Source organism: Paraburkholderia sp. JHI2823 (genome assembly GCF_038900695.1).
Taxonomy (GTDB): Bacteria; Pseudomonadota; Gammaproteobacteria; order Burkholderiales; family Burkholderiaceae; genus Paraburkholderia; species Paraburkholderia mimosarum.
In genome coordinates this window covers 38,383-65,175 of sequence record NZ_JAYMRY010000012.1, presented here as the reverse complement: position 1 = coordinate 65,175, position 26,793 = coordinate 38,383, and the positions used below count along the sequence as shown (strand labels likewise).

Below are 26,793 nucleotides of genomic sequence, written 5' to 3'. Positions count from 1 at the left end.
TTGGGTCAATATTCCTGTTTCGCGTCGGCGTTCCAGTGATAGAGCGAGCGGGCCGAGGCAATGCGCTTGAACTCCTTCGGCTCGATGCCGGCGAACGCTGGGCCTGCCGCGCGCAACAGTTGCGCGACGCCCTCGATGTCGGCGGCGGTCATCGGCTCCTCGCGTGCGTCGGCGCCCAGCGACTTGATGTTGCCACGCACGTACAGTACCGCTTCGTACAACGAATCACCCAGCGCGTCGCCCGCGTCGCCGCAGACCACCAGCCTTCCGGCCTGCGCCATGAATGCCGAGAAGCTGCCCACCGACCCCTTCACGACGATATCGGCACCCTTGAGCGAGATGCCGCAGCGCAGCCCCGCATCGCCCTCGATCACGAGCAGGCCGCCCTGGGCGGAGGCGCCCGCCGCGTTCGACGCGAAGCCCTTGACGTGTACGCGCCCGCTCATCATGTTTTCCGCGACACCGGTGCTTGCGCTGCCCGCAATGGTGACTTTGGCCTCCTTGTTCATGCCGGCCGCGTAGTAGCCGGCATGGCCGTCGATCTCGACTTCGATGGGCAGGTCGAGCCCGACCGCGATGTTATGCGCGCCGTCGGGGTTCGCGATGCGCACGATTTGCACGCCCTTGCCCGCGGCGTCTTTATGCAGGAAGCGGTTGACTTCGGTCACCGACGTGCCTGCCAGGTCAAAGTTCACACTTTCCATACGTACATCTCCTCGGGTGCCGGTTCGAACACGTTTGCGTGCTTGATGTCGGGCAGATGTGCGAGCGAGCGGAACTCGGACGCAATCGCCACGTAGTCGTCGGTCTCGGCCACGACAGCGGGCTTGCACGCGAACGGGTCGCGGATCAGCGCGAGCTTGTCGGGCGTGCCCATCAGGAACGTATAAAAACCGTCGAGCTGCTCGAAGCCCTTTTGCAGCGCGGTTTCGAGGTCGTCCCCTTCGCGCAGGCGGTATTCGAGGAAGCGGCAGGCCGCCTCGGTGTCGTTGTCAGTTTCGAAGTGGATGCCGTGCGGCTCGAGCATCCGGCGCACGCCATACGGGTTGGAGAGCGAGCCGTTGTGCACGAGGCAGAAGTCCTCTCCCGCCGTGAACGGGTGGGCGCGGTCCGGCGTCACCGCGGACTCGGTCGCCATACGCGTGTGCCCGACCAGGTGCGTGCCGCTCAGGTTCTGGAATGCGTAGCGATCCGACACTTCCTTTGGCGTGCCGATGTCCTTGTACAGGTCGATCGCGCGGCCGGTTGAAAGAATGTGCAGGCGGGGATGCTGCTCGCCGATCCAGCGCTTCGCGGTCTCCGGCGCGATACTCACGCTCAGCACCGCGTGATTGCCCTTCGCGTGAACCGAGGCGCCCGCGCCCAGGTGCGTGTTCAGGTCGTGCGCGAGCCCTTGCCAGTTGAAGTCCTCGCCCTCTTCCGTGAGACCGGAGTACAGGCTGATCTTGCGGATGTCCCCGGCCACCGGCTCCGTAAATACGGCCAGCCCCGCCGAATCGGGCCCGCGCTCCGTCATGCCGAGCAGCATGGGCACCATCAGCTCGCCCAGCCGCTCACGCAGCGATGGTTTCTTGATAAGCAATCCTACAATTCCACACATGTTTTCTCTCCTGCACCGGTTTCCCGCGTTCCATGGATGATTGGCGTCTTGCCGCAGGCGTGGCGCCCGCGCGCGCCGCCGCCTGCCCGTACGTAAGATCAGAAAAATTCGAGGTAGGACTTTTGCTCCCAGTCCGACACATGGCGCATGTATTCGATCCACTCCATGTGTTTGAGACGCAGAAACTCGCCGCCCGCCGGCCCGAGCGCCTCGAGCATCACTTCGTCGCGCTCGAGCGCATGCAGCGCCTCCTGAAGGTTCTGCGGCAGGATACCGATCTCGCGCTTGCGCAGGTCTTCCGCGCTCATTTCGTACAGGTTCAGGTTGCACGGCTCGCCCGGCTCGAGCTTGTTGTTCACGCCGTCGAGGCCGGCCGCGATCACGGCCGCGGTCGCGAGATAGGCGTTGCACGCGGCATCGGGCAGGCGCAGTTCGATGCGCCCGCCCGGAATGCGGACCATCGAAGAGCGGTTGTTGTCGCCATAGCTCACGTAGGCCGGCGCCCATGTCGCGCCGGTGAGCGAGCGGCCCACCACGAGGCGCTTGTATGAATTGACGGTGGGCGCGCAGAGCGCCGAGAGCGCCGCGGCATGCTTAAGCAGGCCCGCCGTCCAGTGGTAGGCGAGCTTCGAGAGGCCGAGGCCGCGCTCATCGTGCTTGTCGGCAAACAGATTGCGCTCGCCGTCCGAAATCGACATGTGCATATGCATGCCGTTGCCGGGCCGGTTCGAGAACGGCTTGGGCATGAACGAGCAGATGAGGCCAAGTTCGTTGGCGATCTCGGCAGCCGCCATCTTGAAGAATACGTAGGAGTCGGCGGATTTCAGGCAGTCCGAATAGGTGTAGTTGATTTCGAACTGGCCGTTCGCGTCCTCGTGATCGATCTGATAGACGTCGATGCCGCACTTGATCAGCGACTCGGTCAGGCGTTCGAGGAACTCACGCGAGCGCGAGAGCCCTTTATAGTCGTAGCACGGCTTGGGCAGCGCGTCCGAATCGTCGCAAGGCACGATGCGGCCGTCTTGCGTGCGCCGCAGGAGCGAGAACTCGGGCTCGAGGCCGGTGTTCAGAATCCAGCCGTGCTGTTTCAGGCGATCGACCTGCCGCTTGAGCGTCACGCGGCTCTCGAACTGCCACGGCTCTTTTTTCACGTAACCGTCGCAGGCGATGCGGGCGTAACCGGGCTGCCACGGCACGAGCGTCAGCGTGTCGAGGTCGCCCACTGCCATGAAGTCCGGCCCTTGTGGATCGATGCCGAGACCCCACACCGCGAAGCCGGCAAAGCCCGCGCCTTCCGTGAGGATGAGATCGAGATGCGCGGCGGGAACGGACTTCGTCTTCGCAACGCCGTGAATGTCGACAAATTGCGCGAGGATGTACCTCACATTGTTGTCTGCAAGGAATTGCTTGGCTTCTGCGGGTGTCATGTCGATTGTCCTCAAGCGTCATGAATGCGATGTCGAGGAAGCATCCGGCGAGCGCCGGGCGCTTCCGCCCGGGGCCTACATGGTCGGTGCCTGGTCGATTTCGTTGATCACGGCGAGACCGACCGGCCCGCCTCCCAGTTCGGCGGCAATGCCGGCGAGGGTTTCCCACAAGTACACGCCGTACGTGCCGTCGGCCCACAGACGGTAGTACGGCCGCCCCAACCGCTCGCCCGGCAGGACGGTGACAGCGACACCCGCCATCGAAGTCAGCACGACGGGTCGGGTTGCAAGGTCCAGCGCGCGGAAGTTGACGTTGCAGGTCTGCAGCAGCAACTCGCCGATCGCTTCGCCGCACAGCACGAGCGCCAGGTCCTGACGCAGCACCGGGTAGACCCGCAGCGCCGGCTCGCGGTGCGCCAGCTTCGCCGAGGTCCGGCCGCTTATGCCGTCCTCGATCAGATATTCGGTCAGGCCGAGGCGCGCCACGATTCCGCCGTTCGCGAGCGGCGCCCAGGTGTTGGGCAGTTGCGGCACGGGCATGCCCTGCTCGGCCAGCCAGGCGGCGACGCCCTGACCTTTGAAACCCATGCGGTAGAGGTGCGACACGTCCGTGATGCCGGCGCTGCGCGCACGCGCCTCGTCGTTGGCGCCGAAACGCTCCACGATCTGCATGTTCTCCACTACGCTCCACGCGGGCTCGGCGGCGTGCAGCGCGTCACGTACCGGACTTGCACGCAGCGAAAGGTTCGTGACGCTCGCAAGGTTCGATGCACTCATGCGGTCTCCTTCCTCGGTGCGCCAGCCTCTGCCGGCGCGGCGTCCTTCTGGCGCAGGTTCTCGGGGTCATAGAACGGCGTGGGCACGACCGTGGCCGACACCATGGCGCCGTCGCTCAGGCGAAACCGGATGCGCGTGCCCGGCTTCGCCATCGAGGGACGCACGAACGCGAGGCCGATCGTCTTCCGCACCGTCTCGCTCCACGACACGCTCGTCACACGCCCCGCGATCTCGCCGCCTTCGATCGCGAGGTGGCACTCGCGCAACGCCGCGCTCTTCGCCTCGTCGTCGAGTGCAAAGCCCACGAGACGCTGCTGCTGCGGTTGCCTGTCGATGGCCTGCAGACTGCGCTGGCCGACAAAAAACGGCTTGTCCATCTTGACCGCCCATTCCATCGCGGCGTCGCGCGGTGTCGTGAGGCCGTCGGTGTCCTGGCTCACGATCACGTGGCCCTTCTCGAGCCGCAACAGCCGCTGCGCCTCGACGCCGAACGGCCGGATGCCGAATTCCTTGCCCGCCTCGTAGAGCGCGCTCCACAACGCCGCGCCATATTCAGCGGGAATATGGATCTCGTAGCCCCATTCACCGACGAAGCCCACACGCATCAGCCGGGCCGGCACACGGTTCGCGCCGAGCGCGATCCCCGTCACGCGGATGCCGAGATACGGAAATGCATCGGACGACAGATCGAGATCGACCAGCCTGGCCAGCACGGCGCGCGAGTACGGACCCGCCACGTTGATCGCCGCATAGGCGCCTGTCACGTTGACGATGCCGCAATCGAGCCCCCAGATCGTGTTCAGGCGCGACAGCTCGCGGTAGATCAGCGCGGCGCCGGAGGTCGTGGTCGTGAAGTAGAAGTGATCGTCGGAAAGCCGTGCAACGACGCCGTCGTCGATCACCACGCCAGCTTCGTCGCACATGAGCGCATAGCGGGTCATGCCGGATTTCAGCCCCGCGTACTTCGATACGTAGACGCGCTCGAGGAACTGCGCGGCCTGTGGCCCGCGCGCCTCGAGCTTGCCGAGCGTTCCCACATCGATCATGCCCACGCCGTTGCGCACCGCCTGGACTTCCTCCTGGATGCAGCGCGCACGGCTCTTTCCCGCCACCGCGTAATACTCGGGTCGCTGCCAGACCCCCGCGGGCATCCACTTCGCGCCATGGCGCTCATGCAGCGCATGCATCGGCGTGCGGCGCTCGGGGTTGAAGCCGCGGCCGGCGAGCAGCGCCATCGGCACCGGATGGAAGAACGGCCGCGCGGTGGTCGTCCCCACTTCCTGCGGCGCCTTGCCGGTCAAGCGCGCGAGGATACGCAGGCCGTTCATGTTCGAATGCTTGCCCTGGCTCGGGCCCATGCCGTTGGTCGAGAAACGCTTGAGCAGCTCGATGTTGTCGAACCCTTCCTGTACCGCGTTTTCGAAGTCCTTCAACTGCAGGTCCTCGTCGAAGTCGACGAAGTTCTTGCCCGCCGGATGCGGCACGATCGGCCACGGGTGAGAAGGCGACTCGGGCTCGGGCGCAACCGTGAATTGATCGAGGCGCTCATGCGCGTTGGACTCGCCCGTCACACCCGCATGCGTTGCCGCGAGCGCGCCGGCGCGGCGTCCGTCCTGCAGCTTGCTCTCGAACGTGTACGCGCCGTTCACGCGACCACACGCGAACACGCCTTCCGGCAGGCGCTCGGGCACGAACTGCTCGACGTCCGTGTCGTAGCGCATCGCCGTGCCTGCCTGGTAAAGCAGGTGGGCGGCCGGCGCCCAGCCGACGCTCACGAGCAACGTGTCGCATTCGATCTGCCGCGTGTGATGGTGCGCGGCGCTCATGCCCGCGGGCGGCGTCGGGCCCACACGGACCGCCGCGAGCCGGTCGCCCGCGGCGTTGGGCACCGCTTCGATCACGCAGCTCGAGCTCAGCACTTCGACGCCGCGCGCCGCGAGCTCGCGGGCCAGCTCGCCAAAGCAATGCGTGGCGCGCAGGTCGATCAGCGTCGTCACCTTGATGCCGCGCTCCAGCATGTCGAGCGCCGCGCGATAGCCGTCGGCGTTGGCGGCCAGCACGGCCGCGCGCTGGCCCGGCGCCACGCCGTAGCGCCAGACCAGCCGCTGCGCCGCCGAAGCGAGCATTACGCCAGGCAAGTCGTTGTTGCGGAACACCGCGGGCTGCTCGAACGCGCCGCTCGCCACCACCACCGCTTTCGCACGCATCTTCGTGATGCGGTTGGCGTCCACGAGCGGCACCCAGTGGTCCGCGTAGTAGGCCGCGGCCAGCGTGCTGTTGAGCATGCGCACGCGCGGATGTGCGCGCACTTCGGCTTCCAGCGCGCGCACCGCCTCGAGACGCCCCGGGTCGCCGCCCGCCTGATACGTGCCGCTGCCGCCCGAGCGCGCGTTCTCGTCGACGATCACCACGTCGGCGCCTTGCCTCGCCGCCGCGAGCGCCGCAGCGAGGCCAGACGGCCCCGCGCCGATCACGAGCACGTCGCAGAACCCGTAGCGCTTGGGCGTGCGCACATGCGGCGCGCTGAGGTCCACCGCGCCGAGCCCGGCCATTTTGCGAAACATGCGCTCCCAGCGCGGAAACCAGCGCTTGCTGTAGAACGCCTTGTAATAGAAGCCCACCGGCAGGAATGGCGCGAGCCTGCCGACCCAGCGGCCACGATCGGCGGCTACGCCGCCCGAGGTGTTGACTGCGCGCCAGTGCGCGCCGGCGATCAGCCCGGTCACGTCGGCGCGCACGTTCAGGCGCGCGCCGTCCTGAAACATCGCGTTGACATCGTGGTTCGCGAGCGAGAGCACGCCGCGCGGCCGGTGGTACTTGAAGCTGCGCCCGAGCACCGAGACTTTCGACGCCCATAGCGCGCTCGTGATCGTGTCGCCGGCATAACCCACGTAACGCTGCCCCTCGAAGCCGAACTCAACCTGCTTGCTGCGGTCGATCCATTCGCCTGCATGCGGTGCCAGACGCATTTAAGCCTCCTCGTCATTCAGATACGTGCGGATGACACGATCCTTCGCGGTGTCACGCTCGGCAATGAACCAGGTATTGCTCGGCGTGTGGCACCACCATTCCTTCTTCACGCCCGCGGCGCCATTGCGGCAGAACACGTAGTCGGCCCATTCATCGTCGCTCGCGGCCGCGGGGTCGGGCATCTCGCGCAATTCCCCCCAGTAGGCGAACTCGGACACGGGGCGCGCGCCGTTCACGGGACAGGTCATGATTTTCATTGTCGTGTCCTCCGATCAATGCCCGACCGATGCCGCGCCCTTCTCGCCCGTCAGTGCGTAGCGGCGGAAGCGGTCGAGCGTGAAGCCCTCGATCAGCGGATGGTTCGTGTCGTTCGCAACGGTGTGCGACATCGTCTTGCCGCAAATCGGCGTGGCCTTGAATCCCCATGTGCCCCAGCCGGCGTCGAGATAGAAGCCTTCCACCGGAGTCTTGCCCATGACGGGTGCGAAATCCGGCGTCATGTCGGCCATCCCGGCCCACTGGCGCATGACCTTGGCGTTCGAGAGGAACGGGAACATCTCCAGCATGTGTGCCGTCAGCCCCTCCACAAAATCGAGCGTCGAGCGCGTGGCGTGCAGCTCATAGGGGTCGAGCGAGGCGCCCATCACGAGCTCGCCGCGCGCCGACTGGCTGATATACACGTGCAGGCTCCCCGAAACCAGGATCGGGTCGAGCCAGGGCTTGAGCGGCTCGCTCACCATCGCTTGAAGCGGATGGATGTAGATCGGCGTGCGCAGACCCACCATATCGGTGAGGCGTGGCGTGGAGCCGGCCACCGCGCACAGCACCTTGTTGGTCGAAATGTAGCCGCGCGAGGTCTGCACGCCCTTGACCTTGCCGCCCACCACGTCGATGCCAAGCACTTCGGTTTGCTGATGAATCTCCACGCCGCGCTGGTCGGCGCCGCGGCCATAGCCCCACGCCACGGCATCGTGGCGCGCGACCGAGCCGGGCGCATGATAGAGCGCACCCAAAATCGGCGCGACACCTCCGCACGAGAGGTCGATCATCGGCGCCGCCGCTTTGATCTCTTTCGGGCCCACCACCTCGGAGTCCACGCCGAAATGCTTGTTCACCTCCGCGCGCCAGCGCATCGTGCGCATCGCCGAATCCGTGTGGGCCAGCGTGTAGTGGCCGCGCGTCGAGTAGAACAGGTTCAGGTCGAAGTCCTGCGACAGATCCTGCCAGAGCTTCACCGACGCGTCGTAGAACTTCACGCCTTCGGGCGTCAGGTAGTTCGAGCGGATGATCGTGGTATTGCGGCCTGTGTTGCCGCCGCCGATATAGCCTTTCTCCAGCACCGCCACATTCTTGATGCCGTGCTCGCGGGCGAGATAGTAGGCGCTGGCGAGGCCGTGACCGCCCGCGCCGATGATCACAACGTCATAGGAACGACGCAATGTGTCATGCCGGGTGAACATCCTCGGCTCGGGATGCTTCTTCGATACGGCAAAACGCACGAGACGCCACGGCATAGCTCACTCCTTGTTCGCGCCCGCGCACAAAGGACGCGCAGGCAAACCGGGTTGGACAGCAGCGCTGCTTCTAGCGAAGAACGATCGTCTTGTTGCCGTGTATCAGCACGCGGTCTTCGAGGTGGTAACGCAAGCCTCGGGCCAGCACGGCCTTCTCGATGTCGCGGCCGAGGCGCACGAGGTCGTCGGGCCGGTCAGAATGGCGCACGCGTATGACGTCCTGCTCGATGATCGGCCCTTCGTCGAGGTCTTCCGTCACGTAGTGGCACGTGGCACCCGTGAGCTTGACGCCCCGTGCATACGCCTGGTGATACGGCTTCGCGCCGACGAAGCTCGGCAGGAACGAGTGGTGAATGTTGATGATCTGCCCGGGGTATGCCGCGCACAGCTTGGGAGAGAGCACCTGCATATAGCGCGCGAGCACCATGGTGTCGGCGCGCGCGTCCTCGTACAGGCGCTGCACTTCGTCGTAGGCCTGCGCCTTGGTCTCCGGCGTAACCGGCACGTAGTGAAACGGAATGCCGTGCCATTCGACAAAGCTGCGCCACGTCTCGTGGTTCGAGATCACGCAGGGAATTTCGATGTCGAGTTCCCCGGCCTTCCAGCGCGCGAGCAGGTCGTAGAGGCAATGCTCAAGCTTCGAGACGAGAATCACCACACGCTTTTTCTTTGAGTGGTCGGTGACCTTCCAGTCCATCGAGAACTCGCGGCCAATGCGGGCGAAACGTTCGCGAAAGCCTTCGAGGCTAATGGGCAGCGAGTCGGTCGCGATCTCGTGGCGCATGTAAAAGCGCTTCTCGAGTTCGTCGGCGTGGTGCGTCGCCTCGATGATCCAGCCGTGATGCTCGGCAATGAACGCACTGACCGCGGCTACGATGCCGACCCGGTCGGGAGCCGACAGGGTCAAGGTAAAACGACGGGTATCGGACGTGGAGGGCATGGGGATCGCCTGGTTCTCGACAGGATTTAGTGTTGATTAAAAGTAATCACCGGAGTTTCAGTTGTCAACACCAATAAACTTTTTTTCCTGCTAGGAACCTACTCAGCTATACCTCGTGCTGGGTAGGCGCTACCCACCCGGGCGTAGTGAGGCCGCGAAAAAAGGCTACGCGCGAGCTGCGCCGCGACGTCGAAGGTAGAGTTCCCAGCGGTACCGTGCAATGCTGTAGGCGTCGAGCACGGCGATCGCATAGACGAAGATGCCGCCCGCGTGGCGGCCCGCGAACGAACGCTCGGGCGCCGCGAGCTGCAGTGTCAGGAAGCCCAGCGAGAGCATGAAGAACACCATGATGAGCGCCCGTGTCGGCATGCGGTTGAGCACTTGCCCCACGCCCGGCAGCAGGACCGCCGCGGCCAGCACGAGGTAGGGATGCGGCGGGCGGCGCATGCGCGGCCCCTGCGAACCGTCCGAAGCCTCGTTGGCCGGCGCGGCGGCGTTGATTTCAGGCGTTCGCATGATCGCTTCCTCGCAGCAGATCGGCACAGACAGCCGTGGCCCGCTCGAGCAGCGACTCGAGTAGCGCGACGCTCACGTGCGCGCCGCGGAACGTCGCGGAGCGCAGCACCAGGTACTCGCTGCGGTCCGCTCCCTGCACCTGATAGACAATGCGCACGCCGCCCGGCATTACAACCAGCTCTTTAGCACGCGGATCGGCAAACAACGCCCTCACATGCGGATCGAGCGCGCCCAGCGGCAATTCGGAAGCCTTGCGATCGGACTTGAGCGTCGTGTGATCCGGCCAGCCACCGGGCAGCTGGACGCACCACGGCAACTCCGAGGCTGGAGAATAGAACTCGACGTTGCGCCTGCGGGCAAGCAGGTCGAACGTACCGCCGATGGGCAAGTCCTGCCTCACGGACACAACGAGCCAGAGCGAGGGCACCTGCCGGAAAACAACGCCATCCACGACCGGCTCGATGCGCACCTTGTGATCCCGATAGCACCCTGTGAGCACGGGCCACGCGACGTCGTCCTGCGTCAGCACGGCGCGCTCGAAGAGCGCGAAGCACCCGTCGAACAGTCTCATTCGCTGCGCCTTGCACGCGCTGTGCTCGCGCCGGTAGAGAATGACGAGCGCCACGGCAAACGCCGCTGCGAGAGCAATGCCAGCGACAGGCATGATGAGATCCTCCGTTCATGCGCACGGCGCGGGCGGTGTCACCCGCTCGCGCCGTCGCCGATGCCGATCTGGCGGACATCAATAGTCTTTGGGCCGGGGCCAGTTCATCGTGAACTGGTCGCCGCGTTTGACATACTTGTAGCGATGCAACGCGAACCAGATCGACGCGACGATGTAAAACGCCATGATCGATAGCAGCGAGGCGCCGTAACCGAGGTAAGTGGCGAAATAGGTCGCTGCGCACAGGCAGACCAGGACGATCGCCGGGATGGGATGGTAGGGGTGCACGTATCCCCGGTTGATGCTGCCGAGCGGCCACATCCGCCGAAACCGCACGATGTTGATCGACATGAACGTATAGCCGAGCAGCCCGGAGAGAATCGAGAACGTTATCACCTGATCCAGCAGGCCCGTGAACGCAAACGAAATCGCAATCGGCACGAGGAAAATGATCGCGCGGTACGGCGTGCGATAGCGCGGATGTACCGCGCCGAACCACATCGGCATATAGCGGTCGCGCGACATCGAAAACCACGCGCGCGACGCGTCATTGATGCAGCCATTAGCTGATGCGACCGCCGAAAACAACGTGCCGACGAACAGCAGCGTCTGCAGGCTCCTGTTGCCCGTGAGCCGCGCGGCATCATAAAGCGGCGTCACGGCCTGGCCGAGATACTCCCACGGCATGAGCCCCGTGGCGACATACCATGTCAGCGCGGCGGCGATCAGCAGCGTGATCATGCCGCTCATCGTCCCGAGCGGGATCGAGCGCCCCGCCGAGCGCACCTCTTCGGCGGCCTGGCACGTGCCTTCTATGCCGAGGTAATACCACATGCCGAACTGCAGCGCGGCGACCACGCCAAGCCAGCCATACGGCAGCGGGGTCAGCAGCTCGCGATGCTGCAGAATGTGTCCCGGGTTCCACGGCTGCACGCCGAAGAACAGGACGACAATGGCGAAAAAGGCGATCGCCGTGATCACGAAGTTGACGGTCAACGTGACGAACACGCCGCGATAGTTGAGCCACGCGAGAAAGGCGATCGTGACGAGCGCGAATGGCCGCGAGTCGAGGTTCGCATATCCCGAGTCTGCCGCCACCGCCTTGATCAGGTCGCCGACCACAAGCGCATCGGCCGCTTCGAGCATCGTATAGGCCATCACGAGGTAGAGGCCCACATTGAACGCCATGAGCGGCCCGATGATGTGCTTCGCCTGCGTGTACTGGCCCCCGGCCGCGGCGACCGTGGAGGTCACCTCCGAATCGATCATGGCGACGCAGGTGTAGAGCAGACCGATGATCCAGCAGGCGATCAGCGACCCATATGCGCCGCCCTTCGCCACGGAAAAATTCCACCCCATGAATTCGCCGACTAGCACGATGCCGACGCCGAGCGCCCAAACGTGAATCGGCCCTAGCACCTTCAAGAGGGCGATCCGCTGGTCCTGTTGCGATGACGCTGCTGGATGACTCATGAGTTCTCCTGTCTATCACGAGCGGGTGCGGAGCATGACTCCGGGCCCATACTGAGCGTTTTTGGAAAAGCCCCGCAGCCTCCCTTCCCTATTCGCTTCCTTCTGTCGAACTCATCAGGAAGTCGTCGTCGTATTCGCGGTAAACCCGCAGCGCGTCGACGATGATCCACGCGAACAGCAAGATTGCCACCGCCCAGGCGGCCTGACTCAGTAATTGCCAGAAGTTCATTGCGTTACTCCGAGAATTTTTCGGCGATCACCTGCCTGTATTGCCTGTCAGAAACGCGCAGCACGAAGACGAAATAACCGACGATCACGACTGCCGTGACGATCAGCGAAGCCGGATCGACCGTGTAGTCGAACCTGGTGGTAATGATGGGTTTGGCCTGCCCGGCGTCGAAGCCGAGCTTCTGCCATTGCGCCTGCATCGTGGGATTCTGGCCCAGCGTTTGCCACGACACCTGCGTCTTCACGGCCTGCGCGGCATCCGGTTGTTTGTCCGGCGCCTTGAGCAGTAACGGCGCAAGGAGGCTGCAGTAGACGAGTACGAGCAGAAACAAGCTATCCACCAGTTGACCGAAACCCTTCTGCACGGGAGGCACGTATTCGGATGCCATGTCGAGTTTCCTCTTTGTCGGCAATGCGTTGACGGGTCCTGCATCGTGGGAGACAAGGGGCGCAGCGAAAGTACGCAACTCACTGCGCCGCGAAGCGGGGCTATGCGAGCGCTTCTTCCTCGTTGTCATCGAGCGCGGCTTTGCGCAAGCGGTTTTCGTCGAGATGGTGGATGTCGAGACCATAGATATGGTCCTTGTCCTCCTTGTAGTGCCGCACCATCGCGGTCACCGAGGCTGTGTTGAACACGAGGACGCCCGCGGCGCCGATTGTCAGCGCGACGCGAACCGCAGGGTCCACTGCGGAGAGGCTAACCGCAAAGTAGACATATCCCAGGGCAATCCAGAGGGCCACCAGCGCGATGCCCGCCATCAAACGGTCTCGGCCAAACATGCTATCGATACGCTTTCGCAATCTGTAATCCATGTTCAAACCCTCCATAGGCAATGCGACACGACGGGGTACTTCGACGTGGGTTTTGGCGTTTCCCCTTCAGCAACAAAGTTTCACCGTGGTATTTATTGTGGATTCCCCTTGCGGTGTCAACAATGTTTTTGTAGGTAGATGGAGACCCTGGGTCAGTGCGGGTTCTCCAAAGGTCGCAGGCGCGTGATCTCGCACGGCAACCAACCTCACCGTTGCCTATGCGATCCGATTGCGTACTTGCCGGCGCCGAGACGTGAATGCGCAAAGACAGCATGCACGCGAGCGTGCGCCGGGGCCCGGGAGCTCACGCGCTATGCGGTATTACGCAACGCCTGTGCCACCCGCGCGAAATGCTGCATGAGCACAGCCTCAATCTCGGCGTCATAGCCGAGTGCCGCAATGGCCTTCTTCATGCAATTCAGCCAGGCCTCGACTCGCGCGGGCCCGATCTCGATGTGCGCGTGCATGGAACGCAGATTCGCATGCCCCATGCGCTCGAGGTAGTACTGAGGCCCGCCGAAGAAGCCTGAGAGGAACTCGAACTGGGCCTGCCGTACGTGCGCAAGGCCGAAACCCTTCAAGTGCAGAGCATGAATGTCTGCACCGTCGGGATCGGTTTCAATAATGTCGTAGAACGATTGAACGAGGCGTGCAAGGGCCGCCTCACCGCCTAGCATCTGATGAACCGAATTTCGTCTTGTCTCCACGATTTCCTCGGTAGTACTCGTTCTTTGGGGCGCTCGGCGAGTCGCCGACGCTCACCCGCAGATCCGGCGCCGTGCGTCCTCTGCCTCGACTACCATACGCTCGATCACCTCCGCCGCCGCCGTGCGCGAGTTCACGAGCGCGAACGATTCGCCCGCGAATAACGCCATTCGTTCGAGTTCGCCCGTGGTGCTGCGCAGTGGCGAATCGGTGCTGAAAAGATAGAGCGGGCGCCCGTCGTCTTGACCAATGACTTCACGCGGCAATCTGTCCGGGTGATGCCCCAAAAAGCTGCCCGCGTGCTTCATCCGTTGCGCTGTTGGCCAGCACGCGCACACCATGCCAAGCAGGCCGAACCCGCCAGCCTCCGAAACGGCCGCGGCAAGTTCCGACCGGGCAGGCCCGCCCATGCCCGCCGATACGATCGGATACCGGCAGCCCAGCAGGCGTGTCAAGCCGGTACGCAGGAAATCGGGTTCTTCATTCGCACTCATTCGGCACGCCCCGGTGACGATGTGGACAAGGCAACTATCTTTTAAGCCCGCTACGGGGCCGCGCGCCGTCCGGCTTGACATACCCGCTCACATCATAGGTGAAGGTTTGCAACTGCGGCCTCTCTCCGAAGAGGTAGCGCACGATACTCCGGTCCGACGCCGGGCGAAAGGCGTGGCGCGCGCGGTCCGCTTCGTGCATTTCACCGTGTTCCGGCGCCTCGCCGCCTACCTCTCGGGGGTTACCCACAACGAATCATTGATGAGGCAGTTTTGTTCCTTGATGCTGGCTGCATTGCCTTTTCCGGCCTCCCCGCTCGCTCCGCCTCCATGAATACATGCCGCTTCGACGATTTCGTGGCTGGACGTGCTCTCGCCATGCGCGGGCCGTGCACCCGGATCACGGCCCGGCACCGCGGCGAGCTGGCGAGCGCACTTGACGGCGTGGATGCCGCGCGCAAGGACGGACGGTGGATCGCCCTGATCGCCGACTATGAGGTGGGTTACTGGCTGGAGCCCTCGCTTCACCAGCCGATCCAGCCGGCTCATGCGCAGCGTCCTTGCCTTACCGCGCTCGTGTTCGACCACGCCGACGAGGAGGCGCCATGCGAATACGCCGGAAGCGATTCCAATGACGATATTATTTCGATCAAGCCGCGCATCGACAGGCAGCGCTATATCGCCCATGTTTCGGAGATCCGCGACCTGATCGCAGCAGGCGAGGTCTATCAGATCAACTATACGTTTCCGCTCGATGTGAGCACGCGTGGCGACGCCCTGACGTTGTACCGCCGTCTTGCCAATGCGAACCCGTCCGCCCACGCGGCGTACATCGATGACGGCGAGCGCCGGATCCTATCCTTTTCTCCCGAGCTGTTTCTACACTACGGCGGCGGAAAGCTGACTACGCGGCCAATGAAAGGCACCGCGCCACGCGACGCCGACCCGGAGCTCGACGCCCGTCTTGGCGCGCAGTTGCAGGCGAGCACGAAAGACCGGGCCGAGAATCTCATGATCGTCGACCTGCTTCGCAATGACCTTGGGCGCATTGCGCGTACCGGTTCGGTTGCGGTGGAGAACCTGTTCGCGCTCGAGCGGTACGCAACCGTCTGGACGCTCACGTCGACGATCAGCGCCGAAATCGGCGAAGTGAATCTCGAACGCATCCTGCGTGCGCTCTTTCCCTGCGGCTCGGTCACGGGTGCGCCGAAAATCGCAGCCATGCGGCAAATACAGCGACTTGAAGTCGCGCCGCGCGGGGTGTACTGCGGCAGCGTAGGATGGTTCGCGCCAGATGGCCGGTTCTCCATGAACGTCGCCATACGCACGCTGGTCCTCGATCACGATGGAGAGGGTGTGTACAGCGTGGGGGGCGGCATCGTCATGGACTCCGACCCCGCGCGCGAGTGGGAAGAATGCAAGTGGAAGTCCCGCATCATCGGTCCGTGGTAAGTAATTCGTACCATTTGTTTCGCATACCTGATGAGTTGCCGGCATATCCCGGCAGAGAATCGGCATGGCGAGATCATCCTTCAACAACGACGCGGACCACCGTATCCGCATCCGATCAACAAGAAAACAAGGCTACCCCATGAGAAAACGCCATCTCAGTGCCGGCTTCGCGGCGCTCCTTGCCGCTGGCACCACACACGCCCAGAGCAGTGTCACGTTATATGGGACGATCGACGACGGCTTGAACTACACATCGAACGCGCGCGGCCATAGCGCGTGGGCGATGGTGAGCGGCGACAGCACCGAATCGAGCTTCGGCTTCAAGGGGAACGAGGATCTGGGCGGCGGACTTTCCGCCATCTTCACACTGGAAAGCGGCTTCAACCTCAACAGCGGTCTGTCGAACGAGGGCGGCAGGCTGTTCGGACGCCAGGCGTTCGCCGGGCTGAATTCCGCCGCTTACGGCACGCTCACCCTCGGGCGCCAGTACGACGCAACCGTCGACATGTGGGCGCCCTTCACGGCAGCGGGCGCCACCATCGGCGACCTCGCGGCACACCCGTTCGACAACGACAACGCCGACCAGGATTTTCGCTTCAACAATGCGGTCAAATATGTGAGCCCGACCTTTCAAGGCTTCCAGGCCGAGGGCGTTTATGGATTCAGCAACGCCACCAACTTCGCCGACAATCGCGCATATAGTGCCGCGCTCAGCTATGCAATCGGGCCGTTCTCGGCCGCGATTGCTTATCTGCGGCAGAACAACGGCAACTCGAGCAGCACGGGTGCAGTGGGCGGCGACGGGGTATTCACCGCCGCGCGACAGCAGAACATCGGCGCAGGCGCGAAATGGACCTTCGGCGACGGCTCGACCGTCGGCTTCGCGTACTCGCACGTCGACGTCTATCAGCCGACCGCCAACGCCTACGCCCCCGACATCGGAACTCAGGCGTGGTCATCGTGGAAGTTCGACAACGTCGAAGTCAACGGACAGTACTTCATCAATCCCGAATTGTCCGTGGCCGCCGCCTATACGTACACGCACGGCAATTTCAAGGAAATGGCTGGAGGATCGAGCCAGAACTGGCATCAAGTCGCTCTCATGCTGAACTACTCGTTGAGCAAGCGCACCCAGCTCTACGTTCAGGGCGCATATCAGCACACCAACGGCTCGACGGGAACCGACCTCGATTCCGCACATATCGTGGGCTCCGCGGATATTTCCTCAAGCGGCAATCAGACCGTCGTGCGGCTCGGCTTTCTGCATCACTTCTAGGCGCGCGGCAGCGGCGGCTACCACGTGGGACGTACTCCCTCTTCTGGATGGCAGTTCCGGCGCAGATCGGAAAAGATGCCGGATAGGGAGACGGCGTGCATCAGCGTGCGCGGGCGGGGGCACTGCAGCATGCCGACGCCGCTCGTCACCCTCCCACCGCTACCTAACGGAGAGTCACCGATGGCAAACTCGTGGCGTATTTCGGCACTCGCGGACCGGCACCGCGCGCTAGGTTCTCGTCTGGAAGACTGGAACGGGATGGGCATGGCATGGAGCTACACGACGGATCTCGCCGACCATCACGAAGCCATCCGCACCAAAGCCGGACTCATGGACGTCTCCGGCCTGAAAAAAGTGCATTACGTCGGCCCGCACGCGCAGAGCCTGCTCGACTGGGCCACCACCCGCGATATCAGCAAGCTCTATCCGGGCAAATCTGCCTACGCCTCCATCCTCAACGAGGACGGCAAGTTCATCGACGACTGCATCATTTACCGTACCGGGCCGAATGCATTCATGGTCGTGCACGGCGCGGGCACGGGCTACGAGCGGCTCGTGCGTTCGGCACACGGCCGCCAGGTTGCCGTGCTGTTCGACGACGATCTGCATGACCTGTCGCTGCAGGGGCCGGCAGCCGTCGACTTCCTCGCCGAGCACGTAGCCGGGATACGCGAGCTGGCTTACTTTCATCACATGCAGACTCGACTCTTCGGCCGGCCGGTCACCATTTCGCGCACAGGCTATACGGGCGAACGCGGTTACGAGATATTTTGCAAGGCGCAGGACGCACCCCTGATCTGGGACGCTATCCTCGCGAAAGGCGCCGGATTCGGCATCATTGCGTGCGCGTTCGCGGCGCTGGATTGGTTGCGTGTGGAAAGCTATCTGCTGTTCTACCCGTACGATAATTCGGAAACCTATCCGTTCGCCAACGAAAAGGCGGGCGACACGCTCTGGGAGCTCGGCCTCGATTTCACCGTCTCGCCGGGCAAGACCGAATTCTGCGGCGCGAATGAGCATTTCCGGCTGGCAGGCAAAGAGCGCTTCAAGATCTATGGCGTCGATGTCGCCTCATCGAGAGCCACGGCGGCGGGTGACACGTTGTGGCTCAACGGTCGCCAGGTCGGCGTGATCACCTGTGGAATGTACTCGCGGCTGACGCGCCGCTCGCTGGCGATCGCCCGCCTGGAGGCCGAGCAGGCCCGTGACGGCGTCGAACTCGAAGTGAGAGGCAGCGTCGAAGCGCGCGCAACCACGGCCGCCCTTCCCTTCGACGATCCCGAGAAGAAGAAACGAACCGCCGTTGGATGATCGTCAGGCGTCAGTTCACCAGGCATCCTATATGACTCGCGCGCATACGAGAAACCTGATAAGGCAGGTTGCACAGGCCTGCGATCCAGAAGCCGCACTGTTGCTCTACGACCGGAGCATTGCCTCGGGACAAAAGCGGATCGCTTTGCTGCGCTACCTCGATGCGCGCGACTTGTCCGTGCCGCTCACGCCGCAGCACCACGCCTATGCCCGCGCAGTCGCGAGCGTCCTGAGCGAGCGCGACATTGAGACCATCGCGCGGGAGGCGCTACGGCGCAGCCGCGAGCGCCATGCGTCCCTCGCACTGAAGCGGACCGGGTGAAATCAGATCGAGTGCAGCCAGGCAGTCGAGCGCTCAGCGGAGATCACATGCGAGCACCTCCTGCTCGCGCGCCGAGAGATCGGTCTCGCTGGAGTGAAGCGGCTGGCCGCCCGACAGTGCCTGAAAGAGATTGCCGGTCACTGACTCGCCAGGCACTGCGGTTCCTTTCAACACCTTGCGCAGGTTCAGACACAGCTCTTCGGGCTCCATGTCCTTCAGCAGATAGCCGTGCGCGCCGGCGCGCAGCGCGGCTACAGCGTCCCGTTCATTGTCGGAGACCGTCAGCACGATATAGCGAGGGTCGACGCCGTTCTCGCGCAGTAGAGCGATCGTTTCGACTCCGTTCATCTCAGGCATGTTGAGGTCGATCAGGATCACGTCCGGCTTAAGGTCAAGCGCAAGCACGACGCCTTCGCGCCCCGACGCGGCTTCGCCGACTACGTGAAAGTCCGGGTTCATCTGGATGAACTGCGACACGCCTCGCCTGAACAGCGCATGATCGTCGATGAGAAGTACAGTGCTGACCGGTTCCATGGCCTTTTCCTCATACACAACGACGACAGCGGACACATCCATTGGTGCCTTCCATCATAGACCTCCGGTGCGGCCGCGCGGCCGTTACGCAGCGCGCCGAAAGCCCATCGCCGGCCGCTCGCCGGACGGCGGGAAGACCCGCCAGTAGCCATCGTCGTGCCGGAAGAAGAAGAGCGCGCGAGGATGGGTTGGATGCAGGACCTCGACGCAGACGAACCGTTTGTTGCCGACCGCCGTGCGGCCGAACTGTGTCACGTGAGCAGGCACGGCGGGCGTTGGCGCCAGCCACTTCTCCACCAACTCTTGCAGACTTCGGTTTTGGGTGTTCATCGCTTGCTTCCTTGCTTCCGTCTTGCTTCATTCGGGCTAATCGGAAGACTTGATGAAGCTGCCGACAGGACATCCTCCGCAGTAGCCGCGATAAGCACCGCCACCACGTGGCAGCAGCGCCGCGCGGCCTTGGCAGAAGAGGTGCTCCGCTGCCTGGTCGAAGATCTGTTGATAGGTCAGAAAATCACGGCATTTCATCATGCTGCTCCACCAAGCCTTTCAATGATTCGTGTCTCTAGTATGGTTGGTTTACAGCGCCCTGAAATCCGCCAGAGGGGGCTCCTCCTTTTGGGGTATTGGGAGCGACAACCCAGGAAACCACGAAGGTTTTGCTCCGACTGCTCAACCTCCCGGAACGCAAACCGCATCTGCCCAGAGACAGCTCGGGCAATCGCACAACGTTGGTCTTGCCGACTGTCAGGCTGAAACCAGACTCGAGCAGGAAGCCATGCATCTGGTTAATTGTCCTCGTACGATCGCGCACCATCAATTTGCGCACACGATGTAGGACCGAGAGCGTCTGCTTCGACTCAGTCTTCGGCGTTACGTACCTCATTGCTGGCCGCACGAACTGAGGCGAAATCAGTTTGACCTGAGCGGGTCGATCCGCGAAAAATGTGAAACACCTCCCCACTATTGGGATAAGTCTTCCTATCAAAACCCTGCGGATGCCTATCTAAACTCGCACCATTAGAATGTGCACGCCACCATGCGTCCCGACGCTCTCGACGCTGATGATCATGTTCGACCTTCCGCTCATGCGGTTTCATTCAAAGTCAGGCCACCCCACACCTTGAACGAAATCCGTGAGCGTCCCCTCGAGGTCGTCCTCCTCCGAAACGATCATCTCGATCTCCCAATGGCTCAAGACTTCCCGGGCCGCCGGGGTTCGGACGATTCGTGAAGATGTAGGACTTCGGCCTCGCGGACACCCGGCGTCCGGCCCAACAAAGGTTCACAACGGAAGCTCTACAGGACCTACAAAAGACCGCACCTGAGGCCGGCGCTGTTCGTCGAGGTGCCTACGCTGATCTGACGCTCTCGCGGTTGATCTGCGTCCCTTCGTCTGGGCCACCGCGGATCTTTGATCACACGCCTTCCTTTCCATCCGACTTGTGGAACATGTCGCTTCGCGGCAGTACAAGTCATTTTCGTTTAGAGGCTCCGATTGACTGGGCTCGCACAAGGCCGGGTTCTTTTATGCCGCTGCGCTCACGTTAAGCGCAATCACGTTGTCACCTGCCGCTGCCCGCCCGTGCCGGTAGTTCGTCCATGCACCCATGAGGACCGCGCGGCGCTCAAACATCGTATCTCGTTGATATGCCACCGCCGTCTCTCCGCGTGGCCAGTGCGCAAGCTGGCGCTCGCCAAGTCTGGGATCATAGCCTTTGGCGTCGACCCAACCGCGAAAGCACGCACGACAACCATGTGGCACAGGCGTGCGGCCTGGAGTATCCGACACAGTGCCCGTTTCCCGAAAGAACGTCTGCAGATCCACATCGGAAACCGGACCTGTGTTGGTCACGTTCGGGAAAACAAAGCGATCGTGCATTCGAATTTCTCGTATCGCGCGTAGGAGGGCCATCACCTCAGGGACGAGCGGCACATCGTGTTCGACGCCGCCTTTCATGCGCTCTGCGGGGATCAGCCACCGAGCACTGTCAAAATCGAGCTCGCCCCATTCCATGCCTCGTGCCTCGGCCGGGCGAACCGCCGTGTGCAGCAGCACGAACGTGCACGCGCGCGTAACCTCGTGCGGCTCAATGCCCGCAAGGTGCACGCGCACGAACGCGGGGGCATCGGTGTGCAGGATCCCGGGGTTGTGCTTTGGCCTCGACTGCCGCGCGCTTCTGCTTGGCAGCAAAGCGCGCGCACTTGGCACCGGATTACACATCACGTACTCCGGGTACGCCGCGAAAGCCCACTCCATGATTGCACTAGCACGCTGAAAGACATTATCCGCAACACGCGGGCACTCGATCCATGCGGACGCGAGCGCATCGGAAAAATCACGCGGCCGGAGGGTATCGACGCGACATTCCAGCAGAGGCGCAAGGTGCGCCTTTACGCTACTTAGCCACCGCCGTGCGTTTCTCCCGTCGGCATGCTTCCAGCCGCTCTTTGCCCTCTCGTGGGTTTTCTCGGCGGCCTGCAAGAACGTAGGCACCTTCACCTCTCGCTCGACAATCACCTGCTCGCGTCTGCGCTCGTCGATAGGGTCGTGGCCCGCTATCGAGCTGGTTGCGCATCACCAGCGCTCGCGCTCGGGCGTCGCGCAGCGACGTCGGCGGGTACAAGCCCAATCCCATCTCACGGCGCCTATGCGTCGTTGGGCTGAGCGCGCGATCGGGAAGCGCAGGCATAGGGTATTTCCCCAGGATCCTGACCCACCCTCTATCCCACCACTGGACACATGGCAGCAGTCGGAACAAAATGGGTCATCTTGGGCGAATTACGTTGACAACCTATTGATTATACAGTGGATTTTGGAAACGCTTGTGGGTCACACTGGATGAAGTACAACAATGGATCGACAAATGGATTACAGTCCCGAAGCCATCCGCACGATCGCTCTGGTCGGCCATGCCGGCTGCGGCAAGACCTCACTTGCCGAAGCGCTCCTGCACCAGGGCGGCGCGCTGCACGCGCCAGGCAGCGTGAATCGCGGCACCGCCCTCTGCGATTTCGATCCCCTCGAACGCAAGTACCACCACTCCCTCAATTCCGCTGTCGCCTACTTCGACCACCAGGACACCCGCATCTACCTGATCGATACGCCCGGCTACCCCGACTTCGCCGGCATGTCGATGAGCGCGCTGCCTGCGGTGGAAACGGCGGCCATCGTCATCAATGCGCGCACCGGCATCGAGATGACGACCACGCGCATGATGACGTACGCGCAACAGCGCAAGCTATGCCGGATGATCATCGTGAACGGCATCGACGCCGAAAAAGTCGATTTGCCGGGCCTGCTCGCGCAGATTCAGGAGGCCTTCGGCAAGAGCTGCCTGCCGATCAATCTGCCCGCGCAAGGCGGCCGCGAGGTGGTGGACTGCTTCTTCAACCCCGCGGGAGAGGCTGATTTTCATTCGGTGGAAGCGGCGCACAATGCGCTCATCGACCAGGTGATCGAACTCGATCCCGAGTTGATGGAGCTCTACCTCGAGCAAGGCGAAGCCATCAGCCCCGAGCAACTGCACGCGCCCTTCGAGCGCGCGTTGCGCGAAGGGCATCTCGTGCCGGTGTGCTTCACGTCCGCGGCGACGGGCGCGGGCATCGCACAACTGCTCGACGTGTTCGTTCGGCTCCTGCCCAACGTCACCGAAGGCAATCCGCCGCTTTTCTATCGCGAGCTGGAAGGCAAGGTGGAACCCGTGCAGGCCGAGCCGGACGCCGACAAGCACGTGCTCGCGCATGTGTTCAAGATCGTGATGGACCCGTATATCGGCAAGGTCGCCGTATTTCGCATTCATCAGGGCACCGTCACGCGCGACAGCCAGCTTTATATCGGCAACGCGCGACAGCCGTTCAAGGTCGCGCATCTGCTGATGCTGCAGGGCAAGGAGCATACGGAGGTCCAGCGCGCCGGGCCCGGAAACATCTGCGCCGTGGCAAAGGCCGATGACATCGGCTTCGATGCCGTGCTGCACGATGCGCCCGAGGACGGCAACATCCATCTCACGCCGCCCGCGTTTCCCAATCCGATTTACGGGCTCGCGATCGAGCCCGCGCGTCCCGGCAACGAGCAGCGCGTGTGGGAGGTGCTGCAAAAGCTCGCGGCCGAGGACCCCTGCCTGCAGATCGATCATCCCGAGGGCACCAACGAAACCGTCGTGCGCGGGCTGGGCGAGCTGCACCTGCGCTACATGCTGGAGCGGCTCACCGATCAGTACAAACTCGATGTGGTCACGCGCCCGCCCACGATCGCCTGGCGCGAGACGATTGGCGGCAAGGCCGAGGGACACTGCCGCCACAAGAAGCAGACGGGCGGCGCGGGCCAGTTCGGCGAAGTCATGCTGCGCGTGGAGCCGTTACCGCGCGGCGCTGGTTTCGAATTCGTGGATGCTGTGAAAGGCGGTGCGATTCCTTCGCAGTTCATGCCTGCGGTGGAAAAAGGAATCTTGCAGGTGATCGACAGCGGGCCGCTTGCGGGCTTTCCGATGCAGGACGTGCGCGTGATCGTGTACGACGGCAAGAGCCATCCAGTGGACTCGAAGGAAGTGGCGTTCGTTACCGCGGGCCGCAAGGCGTTCATCGATGCGGTTTTGAAAGCACAGCCTATCGTGCTCGAACCGATCGTCGATATTGAGGTGATGACGCCTGAGGCTGCGATGGGCGACATCATCGGCGATCTATCCGCGAGGCGCGGGCAGGTGCATGGGACGCGCACGATGGGTGGGCAAGCCATGGTCATTGCGGGGAAGGTGCCGCTCGCGGAGCTCAACGATTATCAGTCGCGGCTCAATTCGCTCGCGGGCGGGCATGGAAATTACAGCATTCAGCTAAGCCACTACGATCCCGTGCCGCCGACGCACCAGGACAGGCTGGCGGCGCAGCATAAGGGGCGGGGCGAAAGCGTGGAGTGAGGGGCTCCGCTACATCGCAGGACGAAGTAAGGATGGCGAAACGATCATTGATTCGGCCAGACCTCGACCGGCGGCGGCATGCGCATTGGCGTCGAACCTACTCCGGTGCCTCGGCCATGCTCACCGCCGCCGAAAACACATAGCCCTCGCTGCGCAGCGTCTTGATGTAACGCGGCTCGCGCGCCTCGTCGCGCAAACGCTGGCGCAGACGGCTCACGAGCAGATCGATCGAGCGGTCGAACGCATCGGCCTGGCGGCCCTGCGTGAGGTTCAGCAACTGGTCGCGCGTGAGCACACGCTGCGGATGATCGAGAAACACGCGCAAGAGCCGGTATTCCGCGCCGCTCAGCGCCACGATCGTGCCTTCGGCGTCCAGCAGATGACGCGCCGTGGTGTCGAGCCGCCAGTCGCCGAACGCGATCAACTGGGCCGACTCGCTCACTTCCATGCCGGGCGGCAGCATGCGTGTGCGGCGCAGCACCGAGCGGATGCGCGCGAAGAGTTCGCGCACGGCGAACGGCTTGGGCAAATAGTCGTCGGCACCCATTTCCAGGCCGACGATGCGGTCCGTCTCCTCGTTGCGCGCGGTGAGCATCACCACGGGCACGGCGCGGAACTTGCCCGCGCGCAACTCGCGGCACAGCACGAGGCCGTCGTCGCCGGGCATCATGAGGTCGAGCACGATCAGGTCGGGCGCGCCGCTCTCCAGCACCGAGCGCATCTCGCGGCCGTTCGCCGCCAGCGACACGCGCATGCCATTCTTTTCGAGGTAGGCGCCGACCAGTTCACGTATGCCGCGATCGTCATCGACGATCAGGACATGATCCATCTTTTCCGTCATTGGCATGTTTCTCCTTGCGCCCGAGGCGTGAACGGGTTTGAGCGATGCACGAACAGTACACCGGATGCGCGATTTCCGCAGCCAGGCCGCTCGCGGCGAAGAACAGGATAGCCAACCAACGTTTCATGCGTCCTCCAGAACGGAAAGTCTCGCGCGGGCAGACACGCCACATTGCATCGGGCATGCAATGCGCTGCACATCATGCACAAACCGGAACCGCACCGCCCGATTCGGGACGACAATGCGCGTAGGCGCACAACGGCGACAACGGTTCCAGGAGGGTCCCATGAAATGCCTGCGTATCTACGCCGATGCCCAGGGCGAGTCGCATCTCGAGGACATCGACATCCCGCTCACGCCGCTGGAGCTTTTCCCCAACATCCCGCCCATTTACCTCTCCACATGGGAATCGGCGAAGGCGGTGCGCTTCGGCTGGGTGCCCGCGGGCCTCAAGGAAGCGGACTGGCATACCACGCCGGTGCGCCAGTTCGTGATCTGGATGACTGGCTGGGTCGAGTTCGAAACGAGCGACGGCGATACGCGCCATTGCGAGCCGGGCACCGTCGTGCTCTGCGAGGACACCATTGGCAAGGGCCATCGCTCGCGGCACCCCGACGAGGGGCAGTTCAATGTCTTCATTCCGCTAGCCTGACTCCCTTCACGCGTCGGCGCCCGGCAGCACGAGCCGCCCTTCCAGCCCGCCTTCGGGCCGGTTGCGCAACGTGAGCTGCGCGCCCATCGCCACGGCGAGCTGACGCGAGATCGCGAGGCCGAGCCCCGTGCCGCCCGTGCCGCGATTGCGCGAGGTTTCCAGGCGGTAGAACGGTTCGAATACCTTTTCGAGCGCCTCATCGGGTATGCCGGGACCGCTGTCGAGCACGGAAATCGTGACGGTCTTGTCCTGCGGCGACGCGCTGACCTCGATGGCCGCCGTGTTGCCGTACTTCAGGGCGTTATCCACGAGATTGCCGACGATGCGCCGCAGCGCCTGCACGCGCGTGACGATCGCCACGTTCAGGCGGCGCTCGAACGTCACGGGCGAACCCGCATCCACGTAATCGCACACCAGACTGTCGAGCAGCGCGTCGAGATCGACGCGGCGCGGCGCCTCGCCGGTGCCATGCAGCGTGCGCGCGTAGGCCACGCCTTCCTTTACCAGTTGCTCCATCTCCAGCAGGTCCTGCGTGAGCTTGCCCGCCTGCGCTTCATCGTCCATCTGATCCACGCGCAGCCGCATGCGCGTGATCGGCGTCTGCAGGTCGTGCGAGATGGCTGCGAGGATTTGCATGCGCTCGGCCACGTGCGCCGAAATGCGCTGCTGCATCGCATTGAACGCGCGCGCGGCGCGCGCCACTTCGGACGGGCCGTCTTCTTCCAGACGCTCGGCCTTCAGGTCCGGCCCGAGCGCGTCCGCCACGCGCGCGAGCTCGTGCAGCGGCCGCGTCGCGATGCGCACGGCAAACCAGCAGCACACCGCCAGCACGGCGAGCTGGGCCGCCAGCACGACCGGCAGCCAGCCCGACATGGGCAGTGCGGGAGGCGGCCGGTAGTCGATGGTGAGCGGCGAGCCGTCGGAGAGGCGCAGATGGATCTGCAGACGTTCGCCGTTGCCCGGCACGGCACTGGAGGTGAGCGGGTACTTGTCGCCCAGGCCGCTCGCGATCGCCGACGCCACGCTCTTCGAGCGGTGCGCCTCGGGCGGCTCGCCAGGCGTGCCGGGCCCGAGGATGAAGAAATAGCTACGGCGCGCGAGCTGCGGCAGCCAGGCTTCGCGCTCGGCTGCGGGCAGATGATCGAGCAGCGCCACGGAGATGGCGACTTCGCGCGCGATGTAGGCCGTCATCATGGTCGCGGTGGCGTCGTCGCGCTCGGTTACGGTGAGCGTGAACGACAACACCTGCGCAAGCGCGAGGCCGACGCAAAGGATCAGGGCGAGGCGCGCGAACAGCGTGCGCGGCCAGTGCAGCGCCGCCACGGAAAGCGGCACGCGGCGGGGGGCCGCAAAACCATCGGCGTGCATGTT

General features: G+C 63.6%; 29 protein-coding genes and 1 pseudogene. 6 read left to right on the top strand and 24 right to left on the bottom strand.

The features are described from left to right. Positions 1-5: 5 nt before the first annotated feature. The 16 genes from VSR34_RS15695 to VSR34_RS15620 form a co-directional block, all read right to left on the bottom strand. Positions 6-704, bottom strand: a complete 699-nt coding sequence (locus tag VSR34_RS15695; protein WP_342962871.1) for a protein glxC — start codon at positions 702-704, stop codon at positions 6-8. Continuing rightward, positions 692-1,600, bottom strand: a complete 909-nt coding sequence (locus VSR34_RS15690) for an amidophosphoribosyltransferase (RefSeq protein ID WP_028212663.1) — start codon at positions 1,598-1,600, stop codon at positions 692-694. The genes VSR34_RS15695 and VSR34_RS15690 overlap by 13 nt, the downstream gene beginning before the upstream one ends. 98 nt (positions 1,601-1,698) lie before the next feature. Next, on the bottom strand, positions 1,699-3,027 hold the full coding sequence (gene glnT / locus VSR34_RS15685; RefSeq protein ID WP_342962870.1) for a type III glutamate--ammonia ligase: 1,329 nt from the start codon (positions 3,025-3,027) through the stop codon (positions 1,699-1,701). A 75-nt stretch (positions 3,028-3,102) separates the two neighbouring features. Beyond that, a complete protein-coding gene (locus VSR34_RS15680) occupies positions 3,103-3,804 on the bottom strand; it encodes a hypothetical protein (protein WP_342962869.1) in 702 nt (233 codons plus the stop codon). Continuing rightward, positions 3,801-6,773, bottom strand: coding sequence for a glycine cleavage T C-terminal barrel domain-containing protein (locus VSR34_RS15675; protein WP_342962868.1), 2,973 nt, complete (start codon positions 6,771-6,773; stop codon positions 3,801-3,803). Before VSR34_RS15675 ends, VSR34_RS15680 begins: the two co-directional genes overlap by 4 nt. Next, on the bottom strand, positions 6,774-7,031 hold the full coding sequence (locus tag VSR34_RS15670; protein ID WP_028212667.1) for a sarcosine oxidase subunit delta: 258 nt from the start codon (positions 7,029-7,031) through the stop codon (positions 6,774-6,776). Between the two features lie 15 nt (positions 7,032-7,046). After that, positions 7,047-8,288: an FAD-dependent oxidoreductase gene (locus VSR34_RS15665; RefSeq protein ID WP_028212668.1), complete on the bottom strand. Its 1,242-nt coding sequence runs from the start codon at positions 8,286-8,288 to the stop codon at positions 7,047-7,049. A 70-nt stretch (positions 8,289-8,358) separates the two neighbouring features. Further along, positions 8,359-9,228 carry a formyltetrahydrofolate deformylase gene (gene purU / locus VSR34_RS15660; protein ID WP_028212669.1) on the bottom strand — a complete coding sequence of 290 codons (870 nt, stop codon included), beginning with the start codon at positions 9,226-9,228 and terminating at the stop codon, positions 8,359-8,361. A 165-nt stretch (positions 9,229-9,393) separates the two neighbouring features. Further along, complete coding sequence (locus VSR34_RS15655) at positions 9,394-9,744, bottom strand: hypothetical protein (protein ID WP_238327903.1); 351 nt, start codon at positions 9,742-9,744, stop codon at positions 9,394-9,396. After that, positions 9,731-10,408 carry a hypothetical protein gene (locus tag VSR34_RS15650; protein WP_028212671.1) on the bottom strand — a complete coding sequence of 226 codons (678 nt, stop codon included), beginning with the start codon at positions 10,406-10,408 and terminating at the stop codon, positions 9,731-9,733. Before VSR34_RS15650 ends, VSR34_RS15655 begins: the two co-directional genes overlap by 14 nt. 78 nt (positions 10,409-10,486) lie before the next feature. After that, positions 10,487-11,881 carry an amino acid permease gene (locus tag VSR34_RS15645; RefSeq protein ID WP_028212672.1) on the bottom strand — a complete coding sequence of 465 codons (1,395 nt, stop codon included), beginning with the start codon at positions 11,879-11,881 and terminating at the stop codon, positions 10,487-10,489. Between the two features lie 88 nt (positions 11,882-11,969). Next, the gene (locus VSR34_RS15640; RefSeq protein ID WP_028212673.1) at positions 11,970-12,110 is read right to left on the bottom strand and encodes a hypothetical protein; all 141 of its coding nucleotides are present in this window, start codon (positions 12,108-12,110) and stop codon (positions 11,970-11,972) included. Positions 12,111-12,114: 4 nt separating this feature from the next. Then, positions 12,115-12,498, bottom strand: coding sequence for a hypothetical protein (locus VSR34_RS15635; protein WP_028212674.1), 384 nt, complete (start codon positions 12,496-12,498; stop codon positions 12,115-12,117). A 100-nt stretch (positions 12,499-12,598) separates the two neighbouring features. Further along, positions 12,599-12,922 (bottom strand): hypothetical protein, encoded by a 324-nt coding sequence (locus VSR34_RS15630; RefSeq protein WP_028212675.1) that lies wholly within the window; start codon positions 12,920-12,922, stop codon positions 12,599-12,601. A gap of 311 nt (positions 12,923-13,233) precedes the next feature. Further along, entirely contained in the window at positions 13,234-13,629 is a 396-nt protein-coding gene (locus VSR34_RS15625; RefSeq protein WP_342962867.1) for a group II truncated hemoglobin, read from the bottom strand. Positions 13,630-13,680: 51 nt separating this feature from the next. Continuing rightward, positions 13,681-14,121, bottom strand: a complete 441-nt coding sequence (locus VSR34_RS15620) for a nitronate monooxygenase (RefSeq protein ID WP_342962866.1) — start codon at positions 14,119-14,121, stop codon at positions 13,681-13,683. Between the two features lie 327 nt (positions 14,122-14,448). Between VSR34_RS15620 and VSR34_RS15615 the strand changes: the two genes are divergently transcribed. The 4 genes from VSR34_RS15615 (at position 14,449) to VSR34_RS15600 (ending at position 18,479) form a co-directional block, all read left to right on the top strand. Then, the gene (locus tag VSR34_RS15615) at positions 14,449-15,570 is read left to right on the top strand and encodes an aminodeoxychorismate synthase component I (RefSeq protein ID WP_342962865.1); all 1,122 of its coding nucleotides are present in this window, start codon (positions 14,449-14,451) and stop codon (positions 15,568-15,570) included. A gap of 139 nt (positions 15,571-15,709) precedes the next feature. Then, entirely contained in the window at positions 15,710-16,846 is a 1,137-nt protein-coding gene (locus tag VSR34_RS15610; RefSeq protein WP_342962864.1) for a porin, read from the top strand. Positions 16,847-16,975: 129 nt separating this feature from the next. Further along, the gene (locus VSR34_RS15605) at positions 16,976-18,157 is read left to right on the top strand and encodes an aminomethyltransferase family protein (protein ID WP_342962863.1); all 1,182 of its coding nucleotides are present in this window, start codon (positions 16,976-16,978) and stop codon (positions 18,155-18,157) included. 31 nt (positions 18,158-18,188) lie between these two features. After that, positions 18,189-18,479, top strand: a complete 291-nt coding sequence (locus VSR34_RS15600; protein WP_036019380.1) for a hypothetical protein — start codon at positions 18,189-18,191, stop codon at positions 18,477-18,479. Between the two features lie 33 nt (positions 18,480-18,512). Here the strand turns inward: VSR34_RS15600 and VSR34_RS15595 are convergent, their stop codons facing one another. The 5 genes and pseudogenes from VSR34_RS15595 to VSR34_RS15575 form a co-directional block, all read right to left on the bottom strand. Continuing rightward, on the bottom strand, positions 18,513-19,055 hold the full coding sequence (locus VSR34_RS15595; RefSeq protein WP_342962862.1) for a response regulator: 543 nt from the start codon (positions 19,053-19,055) through the stop codon (positions 18,513-18,515). A 42-nt stretch (positions 19,056-19,097) separates the two neighbouring features. After that, a complete protein-coding gene (locus VSR34_RS15590) occupies positions 19,098-19,343 on the bottom strand; it encodes a hypothetical protein (protein WP_342962861.1) in 246 nt (81 codons plus the stop codon). Positions 19,344-19,379: 36 nt separating this feature from the next. Next, on the bottom strand, positions 19,380-19,544 hold the full coding sequence (locus VSR34_RS15585; protein WP_342962927.1) for a hypothetical protein: 165 nt from the start codon (positions 19,542-19,544) through the stop codon (positions 19,380-19,382). A 208-nt stretch (positions 19,545-19,752) separates the two neighbouring features. Continuing rightward, positions 19,753-19,908: pseudogene (locus tag VSR34_RS15580) on the bottom strand (IS110 family transposase); the annotation flags it as partial. A 633-nt stretch (positions 19,909-20,541) separates the two neighbouring features. Continuing rightward, positions 20,542-21,498, bottom strand: a complete 957-nt coding sequence (locus VSR34_RS15575) for a site-specific integrase (protein WP_342962860.1) — start codon at positions 21,496-21,498, stop codon at positions 20,542-20,544. 382 nt (positions 21,499-21,880) lie between these two features. Here VSR34_RS15575 and fusA point away from each other — a divergent pair, with 382 nt between their 5' ends. Further along, positions 21,881-23,929: an elongation factor G gene (gene fusA / locus VSR34_RS15570; RefSeq protein WP_342962859.1), complete on the top strand. Its 2,049-nt coding sequence runs from the start codon at positions 21,881-21,883 to the stop codon at positions 23,927-23,929. Between the two features lie 97 nt (positions 23,930-24,026). Here fusA and VSR34_RS15565 read toward each other — a convergent pair whose 3' ends face one another. Together VSR34_RS15565 and VSR34_RS15560 are read right to left on the bottom strand one after the other, a co-directional pair. Next, the gene (locus VSR34_RS15565) at positions 24,027-24,770 is read right to left on the bottom strand and encodes a response regulator (RefSeq protein WP_028212684.1); all 744 of its coding nucleotides are present in this window, start codon (positions 24,768-24,770) and stop codon (positions 24,027-24,029) included. Then, positions 24,733-24,897, bottom strand: a complete 165-nt coding sequence (locus tag VSR34_RS15560; protein ID WP_167334420.1) for a hypothetical protein — start codon at positions 24,895-24,897, stop codon at positions 24,733-24,735. Before VSR34_RS15560 ends, VSR34_RS15565 begins: the two co-directional genes overlap by 38 nt. Before the next feature lie 159 nt (positions 24,898-25,056). Here VSR34_RS15560 and VSR34_RS15555 point away from each other — a divergent pair, with 159 nt between their 5' ends. Next, positions 25,057-25,422: a hypothetical protein gene (locus VSR34_RS15555; protein WP_028212685.1), complete on the top strand. Its 366-nt coding sequence runs from the start codon at positions 25,057-25,059 to the stop codon at positions 25,420-25,422. Positions 25,423-25,428: 6 nt separating this feature from the next. Here VSR34_RS15555 and VSR34_RS15550 read toward each other — a convergent pair whose 3' ends face one another. Then, positions 25,429-26,790, bottom strand: a complete 1,362-nt coding sequence (locus VSR34_RS15550) for an ATP-binding protein (RefSeq protein ID WP_051390954.1) — start codon at positions 26,788-26,790, stop codon at positions 25,429-25,431. Positions 26,791-26,793 lie beyond the last annotated feature (3 nt).